Source organism: Rhizobium sp. SVR5-2C (genome assembly GCF_056755115.1).
The window spans coordinates 1-21,824 of the sequence record NZ_JBNDHT010000035.1 but is presented as its reverse complement, the minus strand read 5'-3'; the positions used below and the strand labels follow the sequence as shown (position 1 = coordinate 21,824).

Genomic DNA, 21,824 nt, shown 5'->3' with positions numbered 1-21,824 from the left:
CAAAGAAAGGCGACAGAAAGGCGGATGTTCTTTTTCCGCCTCTCAGAAGCCGGCGCCAGGCTTCGCAAGATACTCCAATTCTGCCGCGGTCGAGGCTCTTCCGATGATGGCATTGCGATGGGGAAACCGGCCGAAAGAAGCAATCACGTCGCGATGGCGAATCGCATAGTCGAGATAATCGGCGTCGCCTAGGGCCTGAAACAGGGTCACCGACTGCTCCTGCGCCGCTATGTCTTCGGCGTGCTCGAAAGGCATATAGAAAAACGCCCTGCATTCTCTATCGACGAGCCGGTCGGCGCCGGCATCGATGGCCAGTTTCGCCTCGCAAAGCGCCAATCCATCCGTCGCAAAGGCAAGCGGTGTGTTCCGGTAGATATTCCGAGGGAACTGATCGAGGACGATGACCGCCGCAAGCCGGTTCTTTGGGCTGGCATGCCAGGACCCGATAACGCCTCCCGCCAACGCCAGGTGCGTATCCCGGAAGCGGTCTCGAATTTCCTCATCCAGCGACAGCGTCGACTGAAACCACTTTTCGCGGCTGCATCTTTCGAACCAAAAGGAATAGACCTCCTCCGGTGCACATATCTTGATCGTCACTTTGCCCCCTAGCGCCGGTCAACTGACGGGAAAAATCAAAATGGCGCGCGTGCCGCGACACGCCGGATCATAAGTGAGTTCCGACTTCAGGCTTGCGGCCATGGCAGCCAGAATCTTCGTGCCGAGGCCGCTCCCTCTCGCAGGGCTCGAGTGATCGAAGCCGCCGCCATCGTCTTCGACAACGAGATGCAACTCCTCATCGATTTGTTCGACGATAACCCGAATCTCGCCGTGCACGCCTTCACGATAGGCATATTTGAAAGCATTGGTAACGAGTTCGCCGACAATAAGGCCAAGCGTGACGACCTTGTCCGTCGGCAGATTGATCGGGCCTGCCGTCAGCACGACGCGGTGAGGCCGCTTGTCGTCGCGGATGGAAGCCTCCAGCTCGCTCAGCAGATTCTGGAGGTATTCATCAACCTGGACCTTGCCGATCTGGCGACTGTCGTAAAGACGCCGGTGAACACTCGCGATAGCATTGATGCGCGACTGCGTTTCATGCAGCGCGTCGATCGCCACCTGGTCCGTCAAGATCGACGACTGCATGCGGATCAGTGCGCCGACGAGGCCGAGACTGTTCGCGACGCGATGATTGACTTCCGCAAGCAGCAGCTCGGCGCGGTCCCGCTGCTGGCGGATCAGCTCTTGCGCCTCGGCTGTCTCCCGCCGGAAGCGCGCCCGCTCCAGGCTTTGTTCCAGCGTCGCCGCGACCAGATCGAAGTAGTCGGGGGAACTGCCCTTGAGCACATAGTCATCCGCACCCGCCTTTAACGCTGCCACGGCAATGCCGGTGTCGTTGGCGCCTGTCGCATAGACGACAGGGGGACGATCAGGCAGCGCCATTAATTGCGGCAGGAAATCAAGGCCAAGTTCTGTTTCCAGCGTATGATCGAGCACCACCGCGTCGATACCGCCGTCAGCGATGCGTCGCAGCGCGGCGGCACCATCCTGCACCCATTCGACCTCGAAACCGTGCTGGGTCAGGTGTTCTTGCATCAGCAGCCCGAGCATCTCGTCCTCGTCGACGTAGAGGATGCGGATTTCGGACTTCGCATCGTCGGGAGCGTCACCCATGCGCCCTCCGGAGGCTGCCTGGCAGCCACGCAACGGCCCCGCGGCGAGGGCATCCGCGATCGAATGTCGTATTGCATCGGTCATTGCGCGTAAACGGCGGCGAAGCCTCCGCCCCCCTGACCTTCAATCGAAGGAAGTTCGAATTTGGAACCATAGCGGCAATATAACCCTGCCCGCAGGACAACTCGCGGGATGAAAAGATACTGCGAACGGAAAGATGCGCAAACCCACCGTTAAACGCGCCTGACCCGAAATAGTTCCGTCCATAGTCAAGTTTTTTGATAGCGCCTGTGCTTCGAGACTTCCGCACCGGCATCTGCAGGCAGCCTAAGAAAGCGCAAGGATGAAACGATCCCGATCAGGCCAATTGCAGCAAAAGCCCAGCGGAAATCCGCAAGCGCAGGCTCTGCCGCTGCACGCAACGCAACGGAGACATTGAGCACCGCCGCGGCCACTGCGACCCCGAGCAGCATAGAGAGCTGCTGCAGCATACTCGACAACGTGGAGGCGGAACTGCGCTGTGCCGGACCGACATCGGCGAAGGAAAGCGTGTTCAGCGCTGTGAACTGCATCGAACGCGAAAGCCCCGCCACAAGCAGGATTGCGTAGATGAGCGGTTGCGGCGTAGCCGGCGTGAAAAAGCCGCAGGCAATGATAGAACAAGCGGCAATCAATCCGTTGAAACAGAGGACTTTGCGGAAGCCGAACCGGGCAAGCAACGGCGTCGTCACGACCTTCATGCCGAGATTGCCGAGGAAATAGACCAGCAGATATGTCCCCGCAGCAATCGAACCGAGCCCGAAACCGAGCTGGAACAGCAACGGCAGCAGGAAGGGCGTGGCGTTGACGGCGAGCCGGCAGGCCGTGCCCGCAGAAAGCGTCGACATCGCGAAGGTCTCGACCTTGAAGGCCGACAGGTCGAGCAGTGGATTCTTCACCCGCAGGAAATGCCGGATTGCTAGGCCGGAAAGCGCAATGCCCGCCGCAACCATCGCCAACACGGCAAGCAGGCTGCCCTCCCACTTTACGGAGAGCTCGAGCGCGGCGAGCACGAATGTCATGCCGGCGCCACTCAGAATGAAGCCCAGGATGTCGAGGGGGCCGGCATGCTCCTCGCGTTGCTCCGGTACGAAACGCAGCACGAGCGCGATGCCGAGCAACCCGATCGGTATATTGATCAGAAAGTTCCAGTGCCAGCTTGCATAGGTGGTGATGAAACTGCCGAGTACCGGCCCGACGACCGGCGCCGTCAGCGCTGGCCATGTGATCAGCGCGATCGCGTTCACCAGCTCGGACTTGGGCGCATTCTTCAAGACGATGATGCGTCCGACCGGCGTCATCAACGCGGCGCCGGCGCCCTGGATCGCACGCGCGACGATGAATTCCGCAAGGCTGCCGGATAGGCCGCAAAAGAGCGACGCACCGGTGAAGACCGCAATCGACGCCAGAAAGACCCGGCGCGCGCCGAAACGATCGCCGAGCCATCCGGAAAGCGGGATGAAGGCCGACATCGTCAGCATGTAGACCGTGATGCCGATGCTCATGGAGACCGGCTGCACACCGAAGCTCACCGCCATCTGCGGCAACGACGTCGCGACGATCGTACCGTCGAGAATTTGCATGAAGAACGATACGGCGACCACCAGTGCCACGATTTTCGCCTGGCGGCCGCTCGCCGCCTCGTCCGGCTTTTCACTCGTCTGTACTGCGGTCATCGATACGTCACTGAGTATTGCGGAAAGAAACGCTTATCGCGCGGTCAGGCAGGATTGAGGCACTTTGATACGCCGCTCATGCCGAAGCGAAAAGCAAAAACAGGCAAGCGCCGCTCACAATTTCCAATTTGCTGCAATGGTTCATGAATCGACGGCACAAATTGGCTTCACAAACGTTAATGTAGACGGGCGGCGAAATTTCGCCTTGCGGGAATTCAATCGAGGATATTTCAATGACGCCGGAAGACCGACGCGCTGTCTTCAGCCATCGCAAGATCGCAGCCATTATCAAGGGAATAACGCAGGATGACGGCACCGACATGTCCATAACGGGCAAGTCGCTCGGCGAGGCAATTCTATTCGTGTCCGAGCAATCTGCGACGGATGCATCGAGCGTGCATATCATCTATGGCGACAACGGTTCGCTGAGCTACACGGATTGCCTCAGCATCTATCGGGAATACAGCACGGAAATTCGCAGTGAATTGGAGTAAACGGCCGGATCGCACATTCGCATGCCAGCTATTCGCAACCGTCTCTCCTTTCCCCGGCGATTTTTGAGTATGCGGGGACAACCTGCCTCAAATCCGATTCGAGAACATGTCTTCCATCCATTCGCCTCTCCGCGGTGTCGCCGTCGCGTTCGTCGCCTACGCGGTCTTTGCCTTCAGCGACGCCTCGATCAAAATTCTACACGGAGCAATACCTCCCTATCAGGTGGCATTCATCGGCGCCATCTTCGGGCTGGTCGTCCTGCCGGTCATCAAGGCGCGGAATGATTCATGGCTGGATATCGCCAGGACATCGAACCGCACCTTGTGGATGCTGCGCTTCATCTGCGGGGCAATCGGCGCTCTCGCCTCGATCATCACCTTCACGAAGCTGCCGATGGCGGAAGCCTTCTGCCTCCTCTTCCTGCTCCCCTCCTTCGTGACGATTCTTTCCGTCATCTTCCTCAAGGAGGATGTCCGCTGGCAGCGCTGGACGGCGGTCGTCATCGGGTTCATCGGTGTGCTGATCGTGCTGAGGCCCGGTTTCCGCGAATTGTCGGTCGGCCATCTGGCGGCTGCGATCGGCGGTCTGAGCGCGGCGATCTCGATTGTCATCCTGCGGGCCATGGGCCCGGCCGAAAAGCGCCTTTCGCTTTATGGCGCAGGGCTTCTCGGTACACTGACCCTCAGCGGCCTGCTGATGGTTTCAAACGTGGTTGTTCCGACGCCGCGCGAGTGGCTGTTCATTGCGAGCTACGGAATTCTTGGCGCAATCGGCAACGTGCTTCTCATGACGGCTGCCCGCTTTGCGCCTGCCAGTCTCGTCGCACCACCGCAGTACAGTCAGATGATCTGGGCGATCGCCTTCGGCTACCTCCTCTTCGATGACACCATCGACCTGCCGATGGCGGCCGGCATCGTGCTGATCATCTGCTCGGGCCTGCTCACCCTCGCCCGTGAGCGCAAGCGCGGCACGCCGCTTCCTGCTGCCGTTGTTTCGGTGGATAGCCAGGCGCCTGTCTCTGCCACGGCAGAGCTCCCGGAAACCCCTTCCGGCGGCTTTGCATCCACTCAAATTCGACCGTCCGACGTTATTTAGCCCGGCTTTTATCGGAACAATCACGGGAGGGGCTTGTTCCTGACAAAAGAGCGGAGTTGTCATGACGGATCAAGGCAAGGGCGAAGGGCGCAAGCCATCGATACCTCCATCCCCCGCAGAAGAAGAAAGCCGGTTGCTGGCGCAGGAGCGTCGCAGCTGGCTGATCTGGACGCTAGGTGTCGCGGGAGCGATCGTCGTGGTGATCATCGCAGGGGCCATAGCAATCTCGCCGGGACCCGATCAGACCACGACCGGCTCCACACCCAAGCCGCCTCAGGTCGAACCACCGGCGCCCTGAGCCCATGGTAGCTTGCACGTCAGGACAATGCTCTTGACGGTCTTCCAAGCGCCGCCCTTCAGCTGTATCAAGCGATGAAATGAAAGGAAGTTCGATGGCCGCACGAGACCGTTATTCGAAGAAGCTGACCTGCCCGCAATGCGGCAACACCGGCATCGCCGAAGTTTCGGAGGACGACCATCCGTCGCGCAAGCATCCCGCATTTAGCATCGACGACATGCCGGCGGGATTCTTTGAAGAAAAGAACTCGAATTTTCCGGAAACATATATCGTCCGCTGCGAGTGCAGCCGCAAGTTTCCTTTCCGCTCGCTGACGGAAAAGACCGCCTGAACCGGCTCAGGCGAGACCGAGCGGCGGCACCTCCGCGATTTTGCGGCCCGGGCCATAATCGCGCTCATGCGAAGAACGATAGCGACCGTCGCGGCGCGCGCTGAAATCGATGCGATTGGATTCGAAAAGACCGTCCGCGTAGGTGCCGGTGTCATCGGTTTCGACTTCCGGCTTGGCGAGAAAGATCTTTAAAAACATGGACGTCCTCCTATTCGTTGCCTCGACGGCCAGCATTGCTCGTATCCTCCTCATACGCGGAGATAGTTAAAAATTAACCATAACCAGGCGGCCAAATTTCTCGAACAACGATTTTAGTCACGAGAGAAATAGCTGCAGAACCGAACATTGCTTTGATTCCCCGAAATTGATCTTGCTTTCGCGACCAGTATTTTCCTAGTCACGAAGAAGTGGTATTTCACGAACCGGCTAAGCAGAGGGGGATTCTCATGCCGAGAGTAGCAGAACTTTACTTCAAGACTGCGGTCGTCTTTTTCATCATCGGGGTTATGATCGGTTTAAACATGGCGATCTCGCAGGATTACTCCGTGATCGGCGCCCATGCCCACTGTAATCTCCTGGGCTGGGTCAGCATGGCGCTCTTCGGGGGCTATCATGCGCTGAACCCGAACAAGGCGGAACGCCGCGTCGCGATGATCCAGTACTACGTCTATACGGCAGGCGTCGCTCTGCTGGTGCCGGTGCTTTATCTGATGCTGAAGGGGAACACGGCGCTGGAGCCGGTCGTCGCCCTGGCCTCGCTGATCATCTTTGCAGGCGTGCTGCTCTTCGCTTTCATCATCTTCTCACCGAAGCAAGCGGCGATCACGCCGTCGGCTGCGCCGCTGCGATAAGATCAGCAGACAAACAAAGGGAGGGACGGCGTCAGGGCCGTCTCCCCGCGCCAGCCGACAGCACGCGGTGCGAAGCATCGTCCATCGCGTGGCTCGCTTCCTGTCCGTCGCGCTTCAGGCCCCAGGCCGTATTGCCGCACGACGAAAGCAGGAGCGCCGAAAGGCAGACAAAGGCGAGCATGGTTTTCGGCATCGAATTCTCCATTGGAATCGGTAATGTCTTGAACATGTTACGATCCGCCACAAAATCAATACCGCGCCCAAGAATGCAGTGAAGTCCTGGCTGGTGGAGCAACGCCAAGAGGGGAGGAAATTGCTTCGGCTAACGAATGCCTCGATCGTAAAAATCCGCCGCCGCCCCTATTTGATTTGCTTCTAAATTAGACTTTAGTATTATCCCTCCTATACTAGGGGAGGATTGTTATGGAGCGCATCGAGCCGCAGGAAGCCACGACGGAAGCTGCAACCCAAGTCTGGTCAGTGACCGAATTTTGCGCGAGACACAGACTCGACACTGACGAGGAAGCCAGGCTGCTTCTATTGTTCGGGCCATTCGCAACAGCCTTCGAGCTCCTGCACAACGCCAGGCGAACGCCGCGATGGAGATAATTGTTACACAACTCGAAGCCGGCTCATTTTTCCTGAGCGTTAACGCGGCACCAGCGGCGGCGGACAGATCGTTGGCTCTGAACTATGGGGCGAGACGGATGTCTTCTCAGGCAAGGAGAGCCGCCCTGAGCGCGCAGAACCGCTACCAGAATACCGACGAGGTCCCGGCAAGCGGCAAGCCTATTCCGCAGTCGACCGAGAGCGACGGAGACGGCAGCGAACTGCCGGATTCCAATCTTGGCGACGCTCGCAAGCCGCCCGCCGATCCCGGCGATACAGACGAACGTGTCGAAGGTTTACCAGATGCGGACCCGGAAGCGGATCGTGTTGATACGGATTCCCCTCTTCCGCCGCCGGTCGCCAACCCGCATTGAGAATTTCCCCACCAACGTGCCGCGCCGTGGGAATTGACCACGGAACGGCAACGTTTTTGCAGCGTGCTAGAAACCGAGGGCAGAGCCGTCCTTGCGCTGGTCAGAACCGCCGAGCAGAAGGCCCCGCTCGTGGTCGATGTAGATCGCCTGGGCGCCGCCGATCGGGGTTGGTGCCGTCTGCAGCTTATGGCCGAGCCGGGCGAGCCGTGCTGCTGTCTCCGGATCAATGGTCGGCTCGATTTTGAGGACGCCGTCGAACGAGAAGCTGCGCGGCGCGTCGATCGCCTGTTGCACGTTGAGCCCCCGATCCAACATCCCGGACAGGAAAGCCGCATGGCCTGCGGCCTGGTACTGGCCGCCCATGACGCCGAAGGGCATCAGCGTGCGGCCGTTCTTGCGCACCATGCCGGGAATGATCGTGTGCATTGGCCGCTTGCGCGGACCGATCGCGTTCGGATGGCCGTCTATCAGGCGGAAGGATGAACCGCGGCTGTGGAAGAGAATGCCCGTCGCCGGATCGAGCCGCGTCGAGCCGAAACCATCGAAGATCGAATTGATGAAGGATAGCGCATTTCCGTCACGGTCTACGGCGCAAAGATAAACCGTGTCCTTGTGCTCGCGCTCGTTCCAGAGCGCCGGCGCCAGCAGCCTGTCGGGGCGGATGCGCGCGCGAAGGGCAGCGGCCATCTCTTCGCTGAGCAGCGTTTCGATGGGGTAAGGCAGGCTCGACGGATCAGAAACAAGAGCGTTGCGGTGGTAGTAGGCAAGCTTGGCCGCCTCGGCGTGCAGGTGGATGCGCTCGGCAAGCGTTACCCTTTCCGAAAGATCAAAGCCGGAGAGCATGTTAAGGATCATCAGCGCGGCAACGCCCTGACCGTTCGGCGGACATTCGTACACGTCGACGCCGCTATAACGCGTCGAAATCGGCGTCACATAGTCGGCGCCGTCGACGGCGCTTTCGAAATCCTCCATCTCATGCAGGCCGCCGAGGCTTTTCAGGAAGGCGACCGAGGCGGCCGCCGTCTCGCCGGTATAGAAGGCTCTCGCTCCCTGCTTTGCGATCGCCTTCAGGCGCTGCGCGAGCGCCGGCTGGGCGTGGCGCTCTCCCTCGCCCACGGCTTTGCCGCCGGGCAGGAAGACGGCAGCCGCACCCGGATCACCCGCGACGGCCTCGGCTTCGCGCGCCCAGTCGTAGGCGACGCGCGCTGTGACCGGATAGCCGTTCTCCGCATAGCCGATGGCGCGCGACAGCAGCCGTTCGAAGGGCAACCGGCCATGATCGCGGTGCAGCTTTTCCCAGGCCGCGACGGCGCCCGGAACCGTAATCGCATGGGCGCTGGTGCGGGGGATTTCAGAAAGGCCTTCCGACCTCAGCCGCTCGACCGTTGCCGCCGCCGGTGCCCGGCCCGAACCGTTGAGCGCGATCACCTCACCGCCCGCAGGAGCGTAGAGCGCAAAGCAGTCGCCGCCGATGCCGGTCATCAGCGGATCGACGACGCACTGCACGGCGACGGCGGCGATCACCGCATCGACGGCGTTACCGCCTGCGGCAAAAATCTCGAGTCCCGCCGCCGTCGAGAGCGGATGGGAGGTGGCAATCATGGCTTCGCCGGCGAGCGCGGGATCGCGGCCCGGCGTAAAAAAATCTCTCATGAAGCAATCCTTTTGCAATTCGAATTTCGGCAGGCCCTCGGCCCATTCAGTATCACTGGGAGGAAAGATCGCAAATCCGATCCTTGTCGCGCAGGCAGGCGGCAACAACTGAGCCACGTGACGTTATTTGGTCGGGGCCTCAGCACTCAGCAGGGTGCGGATCAGGGCGACCTGGCTGCGTGCGCCGGTCTTGTCGAAGATGCGCTGCAACTGGGTGCGCAGCGTGTTGACGCTGACCCCGAGCAGACCGGAGGCGGCTGCGAGGTCGCGCCCATCGACGATCAAGCGGACAAGCCGGGTCTGCGCCGGCGAGAGACCGAAAACGTCCCGCGCACTCGCGATCCGGCGTTCGACCATCTCTGCGTCGTCAAAAGAAATCAGCACCTTGCCGTCCTCGAGCAGGACCCAGCAGTAGAGCGGCGCTCCCGCCTCGTCCTCACCCAGCGCCACCGCCCAGGCCTGCTTCGGCACGACGTTCAGCGGGCGCTGGCTCTGCAGCTCGCCGAACGCCAGGCGCACCGTTTCGCGTAGCGCGGCGTCACGTTGGCGTTGCCGGGCGCGCAGCCGGCCGGCAGCGGCGGCGAGACCCGGATGGCTCCGCATCCGCTCGTGCGCCAGTCGGTTCGTCCAGAGGATCCGCGCCTCCGCGTCGACCTCGATCAGCGGGCAGTTCGCCTCCTCGACGCTGCTCTCCATCATCACCATGCAGCCGATCTTCCAGGCCCCGTCGACCCGGTGAAGAATACGCAGCTGGCGCTTGCGGTCCTCGCCGGTGTCGCTGCCGATCTGGTCGAAGGTCACCCAGGCGACGTTCCCGTCGACGACGACGTTGACCCTTTCCCAGCGGACGCGTTCCGCGAAGGCTTGCTTCTCCGGAAACCGCTCCACGATCTTCCTGATCCGGGCGGCGATCGCGTCCCAGCCTTCGTCCACTCGCACGCCAAGCGAGGTCCACGACTCCATCCGCCGTGTCTGTGGCGACTGCACCCAATGGCTCGCGAGCTTCTCGAAGTCCCGCTGCAGCCAGGCCTCGGTCTCGGCGCGGATCACCGCCAGGACTGCCGCCCGATCAGCCTCGCTATCCTCCATCCTGCGGTTCCCTATCGCCATGGACCGGCAGCATAGCACGGTCGATCTGTTGGACGGCATAGCGGTATCTCACACCTGGACGATACCGATCACCAGCAGGATCACGCCAGCGGTCGGGGCCATCAGACCGAGCAGCCGAAGCCGCCGACGCCATAGGGTGATGATGAGATCATCGCTGTAATATCGATCCTCGTCTAAGGCGCTCATCTTCGCGGGAGGCCGACGGTTGAGCATGTGTGCGGCGACCAGACTTAGGGGGTCCATTTGTTGCCTCCTGGCTGGGGGTTCATCGGGGAGGCATCCTCGCACGCATCCGAGCCGTATTCTGTCATGCAGGCGGATGACATCCGCCCGACGCCCGGCTGACGGAGATCTGGGGGTGATGAGTCGCGTAGGGCGACGAACGGGCGATCTGTCTAGTGGATAGCCTCGGCTGTTGCGCCGGGACGAACAGAAAGCTGGACCTTTGCTGACGCGAAGCTGCCGCCGTGCGCACGGGCTGATGTCAGTTACGCAATTCCGTACCAGACTACAGAGCCAGCGCACCCATCAGTGCGCGATAACCAGCGGCACCGGCGACTGCCTCAGGAATTTGTAAGTCACCCCGCCGAGCAACCATTCGCGCAGGCGCGAATGCCCGTAGCCGCCCAGCACCACCAAATCGGCATTCTGCTCGCGCACGACTTGAAGCAGTGTCGACGTCGTATCGAACCGGCCTTCGTTCATGATGTTTATGGAGGCTCGGATACCGTGTTGATCGAGGTATCCCACGAGTTCCTCTTCCTGCTCCGGCGGAAATTCCGGCGTGCCCCTTTGCTGGATCATGACAACGGTGACCTGACGGGATACGAGGAGATACGGCAACGCCTCCGTGACCGCCCGAGCGGCTTCCCGGCTTCGGTTCCAGGCAATGACTGCGTGCTCGAAACCATGTTCGAAAGGTTTCCGGTCGGCAACGAGGAACAGGTGCCTTCCCGATTGGAAGAGCACTTCCTCGACAACGTCACGTCGCTCCAGCGTTTCGTCAGTCAACCGGAGACCGACAAACACGTCGGCGGTCCGGCATTCTCGGGCCGTAATCCGCGCCTGTTCATGGGCGTAAACGTCGAAACGGCGGCATTCGAATGAGCGCGCCATGTCCCGCAGTCGGTTGGTGAACTCGGCTTGCATCATCTTTCCCCGCTCTCGGGCCTGATCCAGAGAGCGCGTCCAGAATTCGACGGTCGCTCCGGTGTCTTCCAATGTCGGCTCAGGCAGGATGTTCAGAAAAAGGCCGACGACATGTGCATCAAACAATTTAGCCAGGCTTTCGCAGGCGCCCAACCGGAATTTATCGCCCGGCGTCCCGTCGAGCCGCACCATAATTACCCTGATCATGGCTGCCTCCCGCATTTGGCGAGGGATTCTGTGCTCCCTCGCGTGATGCTTCCCGTTCCCTCTTGTGAAGATAGCTCTGACGGGCGCCACGGCAACTGGCTGCCGCCGGCGGTATATCTTTCAGCATCGTCCCATCGAGCACGGCTTCTCTCCTTCTCAAAATGTGTGTAGCTTGACGCACGTTGCGCTGTTCAGCCGCGGTCGTTGACGACTGTCATTCGTGCAGCGCGACGACGGATTATCCTTGCGGCACCCGGTGCCTGTCGGCTTGGGATGCGGAGAGCTGTTGCGATGGCAAGTACCGATCCCTACGAGCTGCTTGGCGTGCCACGCAATGCATCGCAGAAGGATATTCAGACAGCCTATCGACGGCTCGCCAAGAAGCTGCATCCTGATCTGAACCCGGGTGACAAGGAGGCCCTGCGAAAGTTCCAGGAACTTTCCGGGGCCTACGATATCGTCGGCGACGAAACGAAGCGGGCGCGCTACGATAGCGGCGAGATCGACGCATCGGGAGCCGAACGGCCGCCGCGCCAATATTACCGTGATTTTGCGCAGGCAGGCGCAGGCTCCGAACGCTATGAAGATCCCTCGGGATTTGCCGATTTCGGTGACTCCGACGACATTCTCTCGTCCTTTTTCTCACAAGGCGGCCGTCGCGGCTTCCGCAGGCGCGGCGCCGACATGCATTATCGGCTGGAGGTCGACTTCCTTGACGCCGTCAACGGCGCAACACGCCGCATCGTGCTCCCGGACGGGTCCTCCCTCGACGTTGCCATACCGCCCGGCGCAAGGGACGGTCAAACGCTTCGCCTGAAGGGAAAAGGGGAACCCGGTCCACAGGGCGGGGAACCCGGCGACGCATTGATCGAACTTACCGTGCGTTCGCATCCGTTCTTTGAGCGTGACGGCAACGACATCCGCCTTGAACTTCCGATCTCATTGAACGAGGCCGTTCTTGGCGGCAAGGTGCCCGTTCCGACCCCGACCGGTCCGGTTTCCGTTACGATCCCAAAGGGATCGAACACCGGCAAGGTCCTGCGCCTGAAAGGCAAGGGCGTCGCCGAACGGAGCGGCAAGCGCGGCGACCAGTACATCACCTTGAAGGTGGTGCTTCCCGAGTCCATCGATTCCGAACTCGAAGAGTTCCTGTCGCGATGGCCGGGACAAGCTTACGACCCGCGGCGAAAGATGGGGATGTGATGCTGACTGCCAAGGAGTTTTGTGTCTCGGCCGAAATTACACACGCAACACTGACCGCCTGGGTCGAGGCAGGCTGGATTTCGCCGCGTGAGACCTCAGGGGGCTGGCGGCTCTCCAAAATTGATCTCGCGCGAGCGCGGCTCATTCTCGACCTCAACGGCCCGATGGGCGTGAATGACGAAGGCATTGCGGTGGTCCTCCATCTGCTGGACCAGGTTCACGGTCTCCGCCGCGCGCTGCGAGGCGCAAATGCCAGCTATCGGCAAGTCACGATCACTTCCACAAACCGCACGGTCACGAGGAGGTCTGGCCAGAGGTCAAATAGGGGGGACACCTGAACGCCTTCCTCCTGCACACTCCCAAACGAAAAGAGGCGGGGATTGATCTCCCCGCCCCTCAAACGTCATCGAGCTTATATCAAGCCGCGAGGCCGGTCGCGTTCAAGGGTATCTCGACATCGATCTCCAGGATCGACATATGCTCATCGCGGTCCATCTTTACACGCACCCTGTCACTCTCGACCTTCACGTGCTTGGCGATCACCGCAAGGATTTCCTCGCGCAGCAGCGCTACGAGATCTGAACTTGTCGAGCAGCGTTCGTGCGCCAGGAGCACCTGCAAGCGTTCACGCGCTGCCGGTGCAGTTCTCTTTTTCCCAAGGAAGCTGAAGAGGCTCATGCGGCAGCCCTCCGTCCAAAAATCTTGCCGAACAGACCCCGTTTTTCGCCGGGAATTGTGACGGGCAAATCCTCACCGGCCAGCCGGCGAGCTGCGTCGAAATAAGCCATCGCCGGCGCGCAGCGGCTGTCGGCCAGAGTGACGGGCGCGCCGATATTGGAGGCACGCAGAACATCCGTGCTTTCCGGAATGATGCCGAGCAGCGGGATGGACAGGATTTCCAGGACGTCGTCGACCTTGAGCATATCGCCGCGTTCGGCCCGGCTGGGGTCGTAGCGGGTCAGCAGCAGGTGCTTGTCCATCCGCTCGCCGCGCTCGGCCTTCAGCGTCTTGGAGTCCAGCAAACCGATGATGCGGTCGGAATCGCGAACCGACGAGACTTCGGGGTTGGTTACGACCACCGCCGTGTCCGCATGGCGCATGGCGAGCGTAGCGCCGCGTTCGATCCCAGCCGGGCTGTCGCAAATGATCCAGTCGAAATGGCGCTTCAAGTCGTTCATGACGCGCTCGACACCCTCGGGCGTCAGGTTATCCTTGTCCCTGGTTTGCGATGCCGGCAGCAGGAACAGTGTCTCGAGCCGCTTGTCGCGGATCAGCGCCTGGGAGAGCTTGGCGTCGCCCTGTATGACGTTGATCAAATCGTAGACGACCCTTCGCTCCGCACCCATGACCAGGTCCAGATTCCGCAGGCCGACGTCAAAATCGACGACGACCACCTTCTCGTTTCTCTGCGCCAAAGCGGCGCCCAAGGCGGCGGTGGAGGTTGTCTTGCCAACTCCGCCCTTGCCTGAAGTGACTACGATGACTTTCCCCATCTTGCTCTCCTGTGTCCTGGCCTCTCGGCTCAGATAAGTTTTTCCGCCATGATCGAATCGCCGTCGAGCCAGAGCTGGACAGATTGTCCGCGAAGGTTCGGGGCCATGTCTTCCGCCGTTTTGTAGATGCCGTCGATTGCAACCAGTTCAGCCTCAAGCTTCCGGCAGAATATCCGCGCGGAGGCATTTCCGACCGACCCCGCCATGGCTCGCCCGCGCAGCGTTCCATAGACATGGACCGATCCGCCGGCGATGATTTCTGCGCCCGAAGCAACCGATCCGATGACAGTGACGTCCCCTTCCGGGAAGATGACCGACTGACCGGAACGCACGGGTTCCCTGAGCACGATGGACTGCATCGGCGAACGGCTCTCCGTCGCGTTCCTATTGCTTCGCGTCTCGGCCACTGGCTCCTGTGCTGGCTCTTGTGCGGGAACCTCGATGTCGGAAACAGGCCGCCCGCCTTTCAGCGACGGAGGCATGCCCGGTCCAAGCATCGACGGACGCGCACCCTCGATACCCATGATGCTGACGTTCCGCCCTGCAAGCTCCGCAATGAGCTCCTTCAGCTGCGCCCGGTCGATCGGCAGGTCCGTCACGTCGAGCACGACCGGCCGCCCCAGGAAAAACCCCGCCGAACGGGCGGCGAGATCATCTAGCCTGACCAACCAATCATCGAAGGGCAGATCGGGCGAAAGCATGACCGCCAGGAAGGAGCGGCCCTTGATACGGATAGAGCGAGCGTCTGTTAGCACTTTGGTCATCTATGTTAAGGAATGGTTGTCCTTACGTACCAGTGCCATGGTTAATAAATGGTAAACAGAGACGGAAAAGACGGCCCTCACGGACCAAAATTATCATCTGAAAATTCCGTTGAAAGGCCTGCCACACAAGGGTTTTCCGCGAATCCGCCGTTTCCCATGCAAGGGTTAACAGGGATCCGCCTTGTGCCGGATCGCGGATTAACTAAACAAGCACTCCGAGTCGTTGCGCAAAGAGCGCAGAACGGAATCACGCGAGCCGATTTTACCAGCGTAAGGAAGCTGACCAGGCTTGCGGCCTCGAACTTGTCTGTGCCGGGGACCGCGCCGTCAGAGTGCTAGGCGCGCCTCATCGATTGGCGCTCCGAACCGATTGGCAGCGGCACCAGCGGTTGCTTTATGAGTATCGCCTGAGGCCTTCGATCCGGTGGCGGTAACGCGAAAGCAGTGTTTCCACGGGCATGGCCGCCGTCTTTCGCGGACGCAGGAACGCGGTCGCTGCGACGACTCCCAGCGTCGCAGCGAAGGCGAAGAAGAAGGACTCCGATAACGCGCCCCGGGATCGAGCCGGCGCATTGCCCTCGATCCGGCGCCGCATGGTTGCCACCTGCTTCTTCAGCTTCGCGACCTGCCTCTGATGGTTGGGATCGTTCGCCTGCACGCCAACGAAATCGTGCTCCACGTCGACGACGCCCTTCGGGATTGGCTTGCCGATGCCGTTATCTTCTGCCATGGCGGCGCCCCCGTGCATTGAGTTCACCGGCGATCAACGGCATTGCCGCTGTGGCAATTGCTCCGACCGGCAGCCTGCTCAGGAGGCGCCCGATCAGGAATGTTCCTGCCATCGCTGCCGCGAGCTTCGCCCAAGGATATGATCCGAGCTGCTCGTGCGCACTGGTGTCGAACCGCGTGGCACTCGCCCTCAGGGTATTGCGGGCCCGCCGCTTGATGGTCGCCAGCTGCACGCGAAGACCGGCGAGTTCATCCTGCAGGTTCTGCAGGCTACTTTCATCCGGCCGATCGATGTCATTCAGCGGGATCGGAATGGCGTCCTCAGCAGGAGCTTCGGCTTCGCGCTGGGCGAGATAGGCCTGCAGTTCGGCCTCCGTCTTGAAAGCTGTGGGGTTTCTCATGGGTTACATGCCTCCCTAGTGCTTGTCAGCGCGGCGGGCGCGCAGAACGCAGCCCATATCGCTTCCCGGTTCGAGACGTTCGCGCTTGGTCATGATGCTATCTCCTGTGATCGCGGTGACAGAAGAACGCGCGTGGAACCTAAAAGATGCATGAAATCAGCGACGGTACGGGAGCTTACAAACATCCCCCGCAGACTCGGAACTCATCGGGCCGCGAAGTCCGTTCGTTGTAACTGGAGGGGCGTCGCAGGACTTGAGCCCCGGCGGCCTACACCGCCCACATGGGTCAATGGTTGTAAATCGTTACTTCTTTGACGATCAGATCGGGATAGAGCCGGGACCGAACGCGTTCAAGCCGCTCGACGGTGAGGCGTTCCCTCTCGATCGCCTCGGCGGTAACGTTCCGCCATGACGATCCGGCCGGCTGATCCCAGACCGTTCCGCCAGATTCCAGGAACTCGCAGAACCTCCTGCCGCACTTTATGCGACTGGTGATCTCCACATAGCGGTTGAGACGATCATTCATGGAGGCCTCCCCAGCTTATCCATAGGTGAACGGTCGCTTGCGAAAGTGACCGTATCATGGCCATCTCGCCAAATCAGCCGGATGCCGTAAGTTTCTAAACCTCCGGTGTCGCTACTCTTTCCAGGCCTGAGGACGGACGATGCGCGTTTCGATGCGGCCAAGCACTGAGAAAATCAGGAATTCGCTATCCTCGTCGATCCTCTCTCCGTCCATGAGCCTGACGACGTCGTCTATGCCGGAAACAGGATGGCCGTCGATCGCCAGGACATAGTCGCCTTCCTGCAGCCCTGCCCTTTCGGCCGGACTTTCCGGCTCGACGCGGCGGAGCCTGACGGCGGTCTGTTGTGTGACGCCTGCTTCAAGCGCGATCCGGCGCTGCAGGTCCACGGTGTCGGCTGCGATGCCGATATAGGCTCTTCGAACACGGCCGAACCGCAGCAGTTCCGACACCACATGCCTTGCGGTATTCGATGCGACGGAGAACGCAATGCTCTGGGCGCCCTGGATGACAGCGGTGTTCACGCCGATGACTTCACCGGCCGACGACACCAGAGGCCCTCCGGAGTTGCCGGGATTGAGAGCCGCATCTGTCTGGATGATGTCTTCCATCAGCCGGCCGCTGGCAGCGCGCATCGAGCGGCCGAGCGCGGAAACGATGCCCGCCGTGACTGTCCACTCGAAACCCAATGGATTGCCGATGGCAATGGCGATGTGACCGCGCTTCAGACTCTTCGAATCCCCTAGCTTGGCCCATTCTCCCGACCAGTCGTTGGCGCGGATCAAAGCAAGGTCTGTGTCGGGATCGCGCCCCAGCACCCTGCCCTCCACGGCCCCTCCGGCCGGAGTCCTGATCCGAACAGTCTTGGCATCGTCCACGACGTGATTGTTGGTGACAATTAGGCCGTCGGGCGAGATCGCGAAACCAGATCCGTGGCCAGAACGTCCCCCGATGAGTTCGATGCGGCTGACCGCCGGGCCGACCAGGTCGACTGCGGCCGAGACCGACGAAGAATAGGCATCCAGCAGTTCGGCATCGGACGACGGCTGGATGTCACGATCAATGAAGCCCATGAAAATCTCCTCGGACGCAGAAGGCGTCCCTTTGAGGACCGGCAGCGGCTGCAAAATAGCGAGGGGCTGTCAGTGCGACAGATTGAAATCAAAGTATCAGGTGATGCGCCGCCCCTCGTTATTCAAGGGCAGCATTGATGAGCGGGGTTGCGCAACATTTCGATGGATTAAATGGCAGAGCTACTAAAGGAAATGGCCGTTCCGTCGTAGACTTGAGGCCGTTGCCTCGAGCGCCTTGCAAAGATTTTGGGTGAGGTCCTCGAAGGTGAATGGCTTGGTAACGAACGACGCGGCGCCGCTCTCATAAGCCCGCTCTTCAAGGCCGGGCTCGCTGCGTCCGGTCATCAGGATGACCGGGAGGCCCTTTGCAAGCTCATGTAGCCGGCGCGCCAGTTCCAGTCCGTTCATCGTCGGCATGTGAATGTCGCTGATGACGCAGGAAAAACCGCTCAGATCCGCGCATCCCAGGAACTGTTCTGCCGACGTGAAGCATTCCACGCGATATCCCAGAGAGCGGACAAGACTGCTTAAGGCAGCGGGAATTTCTGCATCGTCATCGACAATTCCGATAAGTATTTCTTGCGGCCGCATTCCATGCTCCCCTGTGCACCATCTCTGATGCCATAGGGAGTACGATAGGACGTTCTCCAGCGCCTTCAATCATCCGTAGGTATATCCGCCTTACGAGATCGGATGATGGAGGTTAAGCCAGCGGCGGCCCAAGCAAGCAGGTGCCCTCTCGTCTGTACGCTAGCGCACAGGAACGCGGGACAGAGTCAGTTCGTTAAAGGGGTGGCCGCGCGGCGGTCTTTTCTGGCCACCAGCGATGACGCGCCCTCATCCTGGTGCCGCGCGGTCATTACCCAATGCGCGATGCTGAGATTGGATCCAAATCCACTCAGAGCGTGAGCGGGCAGGTCAAGCCGCGCATTAAAGAGCGTATCGAAACCGGGTTGGCGGGCCCCGCGAAGGACATCTGAAGATAGGCGCGCGCGCCCTTGGCACGGACATCGATCAGGAACCGGCGACCGGCCTCACGGGGGCGCAAGCGTGATCCGTCCAGGAACCGTAGGAGGCCCCATGGACCGGGTGCGCTCTTCTTCTCGACAGCAGCGCCGTTGTCGAAGGATATCTCGAAGCCGCGCGCGGGTGCGGCTCCTGGCCAGTTCAACGTGACCGACGCCCCGGAAGTGACGACCGGCGCATGAGCGCCGCCGATCGAGACGGTCGCGGCTCCTCGCTGGGCAAGCGCCTCCAGCACAATCGGCACGTTGGGCGACGCACCCTGTTGAAAAAGCGCCTGACCAACGGCAATCGCCCTTTGAAGAAAGGCCGCGCTTTCGGGTGCATAGCCGGAAAGCCGCGCTTCCGGCTTCCAGCGCCACGGTGTCGTCGACGTGTCCATCAAATGTGCCAGCTGCACCCGAAAATACCGTCCTATAGTGCCGTCGGGCGCGAAGATCCGCGCGACTTCGGTCATGTCTGCATCAGGCCCGTCAAAGAACGGATAGCGGCCGCTGACAGCGGCCTGGCAGGCGGTAGCAACCTCGGAACCCCAAGGTGACTGTGGCTGTGACTGTGCGGGTGCCTGTGAAGGTAACTGTGTCTGCGGCGCCTCTTTTGGAACCTGATCCGCAGCAACTTCTGGCGCTTTTGGGGCAGCCGTTTGCGAGAGTACATCCTCGACAATCTGCACGACCAGAAGCGGAGCTTGCTGCAAGGCAACGATCGAATTTGCGCGCTCCTGTGCATCCATGAGGGATTTCTTGCCGATCTCCGCATCCGCATCGAGGACGGAGAGAGCCACGTTCAGCGATACGAAGAGTTGCGAGATCTCCGACATCCGGCCCTGTTCCACGAACTGGATTGCCGGCCCCAATGCCGCGGCGGTCCGAAGCTGGTTGGCGTGGCTGCGGCTGCGATCGTTCCCGCCGGACTGGCGCCAGGCCTCGCGGATGAGCGCCGAGAGCGGCGAACTGCGTGCGCTTAGCGCCCCGCTGATCACGACAGCGGTGGGTTGATCTGTGAACGGCCTGACGCGAAGTTCACCCAGATAATCCGTCCATGTATCAAGTGTACGCTTTTGAAGCAGGTCCATAACCGCTTCGGTGGTCGTCGTGGCGCTCGACGACAGGAGCGTTTGGGCCTCGGACTTTGCCCGGCGGATCGCCTCCTCGGCACCATCAGACCGCGCATAATTCCATCCAGCCTCCGTATAGAGACCGGCGACACCACGCTCGATCGGCACGCCTGACCGATGGATCAAAATTGTGCCGAGACCAGGCGCGGCCTGATCAAGAGACCAGGGAGGGAGAGCTGCCGTTTTTTCGGCACGGGTCAGCTCGAGCAAGGCGCGCTCACTCGCCAAACCTTCGGCAGCGAACTGCCGCGCCTGGGCGATCGTTTCGGGATCCGGAGATGGAAGTCTCGGCTGGGGCCCGGGCATGGCGGCCACATGCTCGGCCAGCAAAGCAAGTTCGGGGAAGGTTTCGGCTCGGTCGGCGACCCAGCCTGCCAGAAACCGAGGCTGCCACTCCGATGTGCCCTTCAGTATCGACCAGGCACGCAGGGAATCATAGAGCGCATCGGCCTCCCCTTCCGTCGCAAGCGCAACAGAAAGCGCGTCGGCGAGCGGCTCGGCAACCAGGGCTTCGGCCGCCTTGCCATAACGACGGCGCGCAGCTGCGGCGGGATCGACAATCTCGATGTGGTGGATCAACCCAAGCGGCGAGCGGCCGGCTTCCTGCTCGACGAGCCGGACCGCCGCTAGGAAGGCATCGAGCTGAGCCGCCCGTGCAGCTGGCGTGGCGGCCTTGCCGGCTTCTACAACGCTTTCGACATCGGGCAATTGCGCCAGCAGCCGCTCGCGAAACCGCCACTCGGCCCACGCGGCCCAGCCGACGAGCATCGCGAAGAACAGAGCGATCGCAAGAAAGACAAGGCCGCGATCTGCCCGTGTTCTGTGCTGCTCCTCCTTCGACTGTGCAGCTTGGATGGCTTCATTGCAGTGCCCGAGGAAGCGGGCAAGATCACGCCGCGCCAAGCCGCCTTTCGCAGCCTGAGCGGCCCGTTCGGCGAGGCCATTGGCGCCAATCATGTGGCTGATCGGAAGGGCGGCCGCCAGCGCGCGCTCCCATCGCTTGATCGGCAGCGCCGGATTGCTGCGCGCGCGGACATCGAGCAGTGCGACGAGCGCGTCGCGCGCATCCAGGAGCCAGTCCGGCGGAACGTTCCTGCGGCGCGCTTCTTTCTCGAACTCGGCTACGAGCAAGCGGGCGGTCGCGGCCAACTCCTGCGGATCGGGCCGCTTCTCGCTTTCGGCCCGCTTGGCGAGGCTCAGTAATGGCTCGGCCAATGCGGGAAGCACGTCCGCTCCCGCTCCATCCTGATCCGGCGACTGGACATAGTCTCTCACAGCTTGCCCTCCGCCGCCCATTTGCGAAGCAGCGCCTCGCCCACTTCAAAGTGCATCGAATCTTCGCGGCTATAGCCGGCACCCCAATACCAGCCGGCGTCGTTGAAAAACTCTGCGAGCACCACAAGTCCGAACTGCGTGCTGTCATCTCCCATCCTGTCGAGGTTCTTCTTGAGCGTCAGGTCGACGGCCGCACCCCAGGCGTGCGAGGAAACAGACTTCGTGGAGCCCCGCACATAACGCGCGCAAAGCGCACCAGCCGTACCGATCGCGGCATAGATGTCCGGCTCCTCCTTTCGGAGGCGCTCCATGACCTGCCCCAGAGAATCGAGCGCGGGCCTGATCATCGTCAGGCGGAAATGCCCTATGTCTCGGCTTTCCAGGGTTCTCAGCAATTTCGGGTTGGTGACCGGCTGGCAGCTTGTGGAATAGACACTTCGCGGCTCGCCAAGGATTTGGCGGAGCACTGCCGGGGTCGGGCGTATGACGCGCTCGTTGAAGCGCTTCTTCGCCAGCTGCATGGGCTCCGTCATGTTTTCGGTTTCCTCCGGGGGCGCCATGCCGCCGAATTGATCGATCGAAAACGACTGCTGGCTCGGAGGTTCGCCGCTGTCTCTTATACACATCTCCGAGCCCACGAGACGCGTAGTAATCTGGGGGGGGG

27 protein-coding genes and 1 pseudogene are annotated in these 21,824 nt (G+C 61.1%); 9 read left to right on the top strand and 19 right to left on the bottom strand.

Features of this window, described 5'->3' with window-relative positions:
• Positions 1–42 precede the first annotated feature (42 nt).
• From ACPYOI_RS12705 to ACPYOI_RS12695, 3 genes are all read right to left on the bottom strand, one after another.
• Positions 43–591: a DUF924 family protein gene (locus ACPYOI_RS12705; protein WP_481419164.1), complete on the bottom strand. Its 549-nt coding sequence runs from the start codon at positions 589–591 to the stop codon at positions 43–45.
• A 24-nt stretch (positions 592–615) separates the two neighbouring features.
• Complete coding sequence (locus tag ACPYOI_RS12700; RefSeq protein WP_481422915.1) at positions 616–1,671, bottom strand: sensor histidine kinase; 1,056 nt, start codon at positions 1,669–1,671, stop codon at positions 616–618.
• Positions 1,672–1,940: 269 nt separating this feature from the next.
• Positions 1,941–3,386, bottom strand: a complete 1,446-nt coding sequence (locus tag ACPYOI_RS12695; protein ID WP_481420187.1) for an MFS transporter — start codon at positions 3,384–3,386, stop codon at positions 1,941–1,943.
• Positions 3,387–3,619: 233 nt separating this feature from the next.
• On the opposite strand from ACPYOI_RS12695, the gene ACPYOI_RS12690 reads away from it, so the two are divergent.
• The 4 genes from ACPYOI_RS12690 to ACPYOI_RS12675 all read left to right on the top strand — a co-directional run bounded on the left by ACPYOI_RS12690 (position 3,620) and on the right by ACPYOI_RS12675 (position 5,605).
• On the top strand, positions 3,620–3,880 hold the full coding sequence (locus ACPYOI_RS12690; protein WP_168830926.1) for a hypothetical protein: 261 nt from the start codon (positions 3,620–3,622) through the stop codon (positions 3,878–3,880).
• Between the two features lie 106 nt (positions 3,881–3,986).
• A complete protein-coding gene (locus ACPYOI_RS12685) occupies positions 3,987–4,976 on the top strand; it encodes a DMT family transporter (RefSeq protein ID WP_481422914.1) in 990 nt (329 codons plus the stop codon).
• 61 nt (positions 4,977–5,037) lie between these two features.
• The gene (locus ACPYOI_RS12680) at positions 5,038–5,274 is read left to right on the top strand and encodes a hypothetical protein (RefSeq protein WP_168830924.1); all 237 of its coding nucleotides are present in this window, start codon (positions 5,038–5,040) and stop codon (positions 5,272–5,274) included.
• A 94-nt stretch (positions 5,275–5,368) separates the two neighbouring features.
• On the top strand, positions 5,369–5,605 hold the full coding sequence (locus ACPYOI_RS12675) for a hypothetical protein (RefSeq protein WP_481419577.1): 237 nt from the start codon (positions 5,369–5,371) through the stop codon (positions 5,603–5,605).
• 6 nt (positions 5,606–5,611) lie between these two features.
• On the opposite strand, the gene ACPYOI_RS12670 is transcribed toward ACPYOI_RS12675, so the two are convergent.
• On the bottom strand, positions 5,612–5,803 hold the full coding sequence (locus tag ACPYOI_RS12670) for a hypothetical protein (protein ID WP_168831280.1): 192 nt from the start codon (positions 5,801–5,803) through the stop codon (positions 5,612–5,614).
• 248 nt (positions 5,804–6,051) lie between these two features.
• Between ACPYOI_RS12670 and ACPYOI_RS12665 the strand changes: the two genes are divergently transcribed.
• On the top strand, positions 6,052–6,456 hold the full coding sequence (locus ACPYOI_RS12665) for a hypothetical protein (RefSeq protein WP_481419576.1): 405 nt from the start codon (positions 6,052–6,054) through the stop codon (positions 6,454–6,456).
• A gap of 31 nt (positions 6,457–6,487) precedes the next feature.
• Here ACPYOI_RS12665 and ACPYOI_RS12660 read toward each other — a convergent pair whose 3' ends face one another.
• Entirely contained in the window at positions 6,488–6,649 is a 162-nt protein-coding gene (locus ACPYOI_RS12660) for an entericidin (protein WP_168830921.1), read from the bottom strand.
• A 230-nt stretch (positions 6,650–6,879) separates the two neighbouring features.
• On the opposite strand from ACPYOI_RS12660, the gene ACPYOI_RS12655 reads away from it, so the two are divergent.
• Positions 6,880–7,065, top strand: coding sequence for a hypothetical protein (locus ACPYOI_RS12655; RefSeq protein ID WP_168830920.1), 186 nt, complete (start codon positions 6,880–6,882; stop codon positions 7,063–7,065).
• A 98-nt stretch (positions 7,066–7,163) separates the two neighbouring features.
• Positions 7,164–7,439 carry a hypothetical protein gene (locus ACPYOI_RS12650; RefSeq protein ID WP_481419575.1) on the top strand — a complete coding sequence of 92 codons (276 nt, stop codon included), beginning with the start codon at positions 7,164–7,166 and terminating at the stop codon, positions 7,437–7,439.
• 66 nt (positions 7,440–7,505) lie between these two features.
• On the opposite strand, the gene ACPYOI_RS12645 is transcribed toward ACPYOI_RS12650, so the two are convergent.
• The 4 genes and pseudogenes from ACPYOI_RS12645 to ACPYOI_RS12630 form a co-directional block, all read right to left on the bottom strand.
• Positions 7,506–9,092 carry a gamma-glutamyltransferase family protein gene (locus ACPYOI_RS12645; RefSeq protein WP_481419574.1) on the bottom strand — a complete coding sequence of 529 codons (1,587 nt, stop codon included), beginning with the start codon at positions 9,090–9,092 and terminating at the stop codon, positions 7,506–7,508.
• A gap of 123 nt (positions 9,093–9,215) precedes the next feature.
• Positions 9,216–10,215: pseudogene (locus ACPYOI_RS12640) on the bottom strand (LuxR family transcriptional regulator).
• Between the two features lie 35 nt (positions 10,216–10,250).
• Positions 10,251–10,445, bottom strand: coding sequence for a hypothetical protein (locus ACPYOI_RS12635; RefSeq protein ID WP_481419573.1), 195 nt, complete (start codon positions 10,443–10,445; stop codon positions 10,251–10,253).
• Positions 10,446–10,730: 285 nt separating this feature from the next.
• On the bottom strand, positions 10,731–11,558 hold the full coding sequence (locus ACPYOI_RS12630) for a universal stress protein (protein ID WP_481419572.1): 828 nt from the start codon (positions 11,556–11,558) through the stop codon (positions 10,731–10,733).
• A 291-nt stretch (positions 11,559–11,849) separates the two neighbouring features.
• Here ACPYOI_RS12630 and ACPYOI_RS12625 point away from each other — a divergent pair, with 291 nt between their 5' ends.
• A complete protein-coding gene (locus ACPYOI_RS12625; protein WP_481419571.1) occupies positions 11,850–12,761 on the top strand; it encodes a DnaJ C-terminal domain-containing protein in 912 nt (303 codons plus the stop codon).
• Positions 12,761–13,099, top strand: a complete 339-nt coding sequence (locus tag ACPYOI_RS12620; RefSeq protein WP_481419570.1) for a chaperone modulator CbpM — start codon at positions 12,761–12,763, stop codon at positions 13,097–13,099. Before ACPYOI_RS12625 ends, ACPYOI_RS12620 begins: the two co-directional genes overlap by 1 nt.
• 79 nt (positions 13,100–13,178) lie before the next feature.
• Here ACPYOI_RS12620 and minE read toward each other — a convergent pair whose 3' ends face one another.
• From minE to ACPYOI_RS12570, 10 genes are all read right to left on the bottom strand, one after another.
• A complete protein-coding gene (minE, locus tag ACPYOI_RS12615) occupies positions 13,179–13,439 on the bottom strand; it encodes a cell division topological specificity factor MinE (protein ID WP_168830912.1) in 261 nt (86 codons plus the stop codon).
• Positions 13,436–14,254 (bottom strand): septum site-determining protein MinD, encoded by an 819-nt coding sequence (gene minD, locus ACPYOI_RS12610; protein ID WP_168830911.1) that lies wholly within the window; start codon positions 14,252–14,254, stop codon positions 13,436–13,438. Before minD ends, minE begins: the two co-directional genes overlap by 4 nt.
• Before the next feature lie 29 nt (positions 14,255–14,283).
• Positions 14,284–15,018 carry a septum site-determining protein MinC gene (minC, locus tag ACPYOI_RS12605; protein ID WP_481419569.1) on the bottom strand — a complete coding sequence of 245 codons (735 nt, stop codon included), beginning with the start codon at positions 15,016–15,018 and terminating at the stop codon, positions 14,284–14,286.
• A 394-nt stretch (positions 15,019–15,412) separates the two neighbouring features.
• A complete protein-coding gene (locus tag ACPYOI_RS12600; protein ID WP_481419568.1) occupies positions 15,413–15,748 on the bottom strand; it encodes a hypothetical protein in 336 nt (111 codons plus the stop codon).
• Positions 15,735–16,148: a hypothetical protein gene (locus ACPYOI_RS12595; RefSeq protein ID WP_481419567.1), complete on the bottom strand. Its 414-nt coding sequence runs from the start codon at positions 16,146–16,148 to the stop codon at positions 15,735–15,737. Before ACPYOI_RS12595 ends, ACPYOI_RS12600 begins: the two co-directional genes overlap by 14 nt.
• A gap of 286 nt (positions 16,149–16,434) precedes the next feature.
• Positions 16,435–16,674 (bottom strand): hypothetical protein, encoded by a 240-nt coding sequence (locus ACPYOI_RS12590; RefSeq protein WP_481419566.1) that lies wholly within the window; start codon positions 16,672–16,674, stop codon positions 16,435–16,437.
• 111 nt (positions 16,675–16,785) lie between these two features.
• On the bottom strand, positions 16,786–17,745 hold the full coding sequence (locus ACPYOI_RS12585) for a S1C family serine protease (RefSeq protein WP_481422913.1): 960 nt from the start codon (positions 17,743–17,745) through the stop codon (positions 16,786–16,788).
• 183 nt (positions 17,746–17,928) lie between these two features.
• Positions 17,929–18,336, bottom strand: coding sequence for a response regulator transcription factor (locus tag ACPYOI_RS12580; protein ID WP_481419564.1), 408 nt, complete (start codon positions 18,334–18,336; stop codon positions 17,929–17,931).
• Positions 18,337–18,643: 307 nt separating this feature from the next.
• Entirely contained in the window at positions 18,644–21,160 is a 2,517-nt protein-coding gene (locus tag ACPYOI_RS12575; protein WP_481419563.1) for an ImcF-related family protein, read from the bottom strand.
• Positions 21,157–21,824: M15 family metallopeptidase (locus ACPYOI_RS12570; RefSeq protein ID WP_481422912.1), on the bottom strand; the 668-nt coding region annotated here is incomplete at its 5' end. The genes ACPYOI_RS12575 and ACPYOI_RS12570, both read right to left, overlap by 4 nt.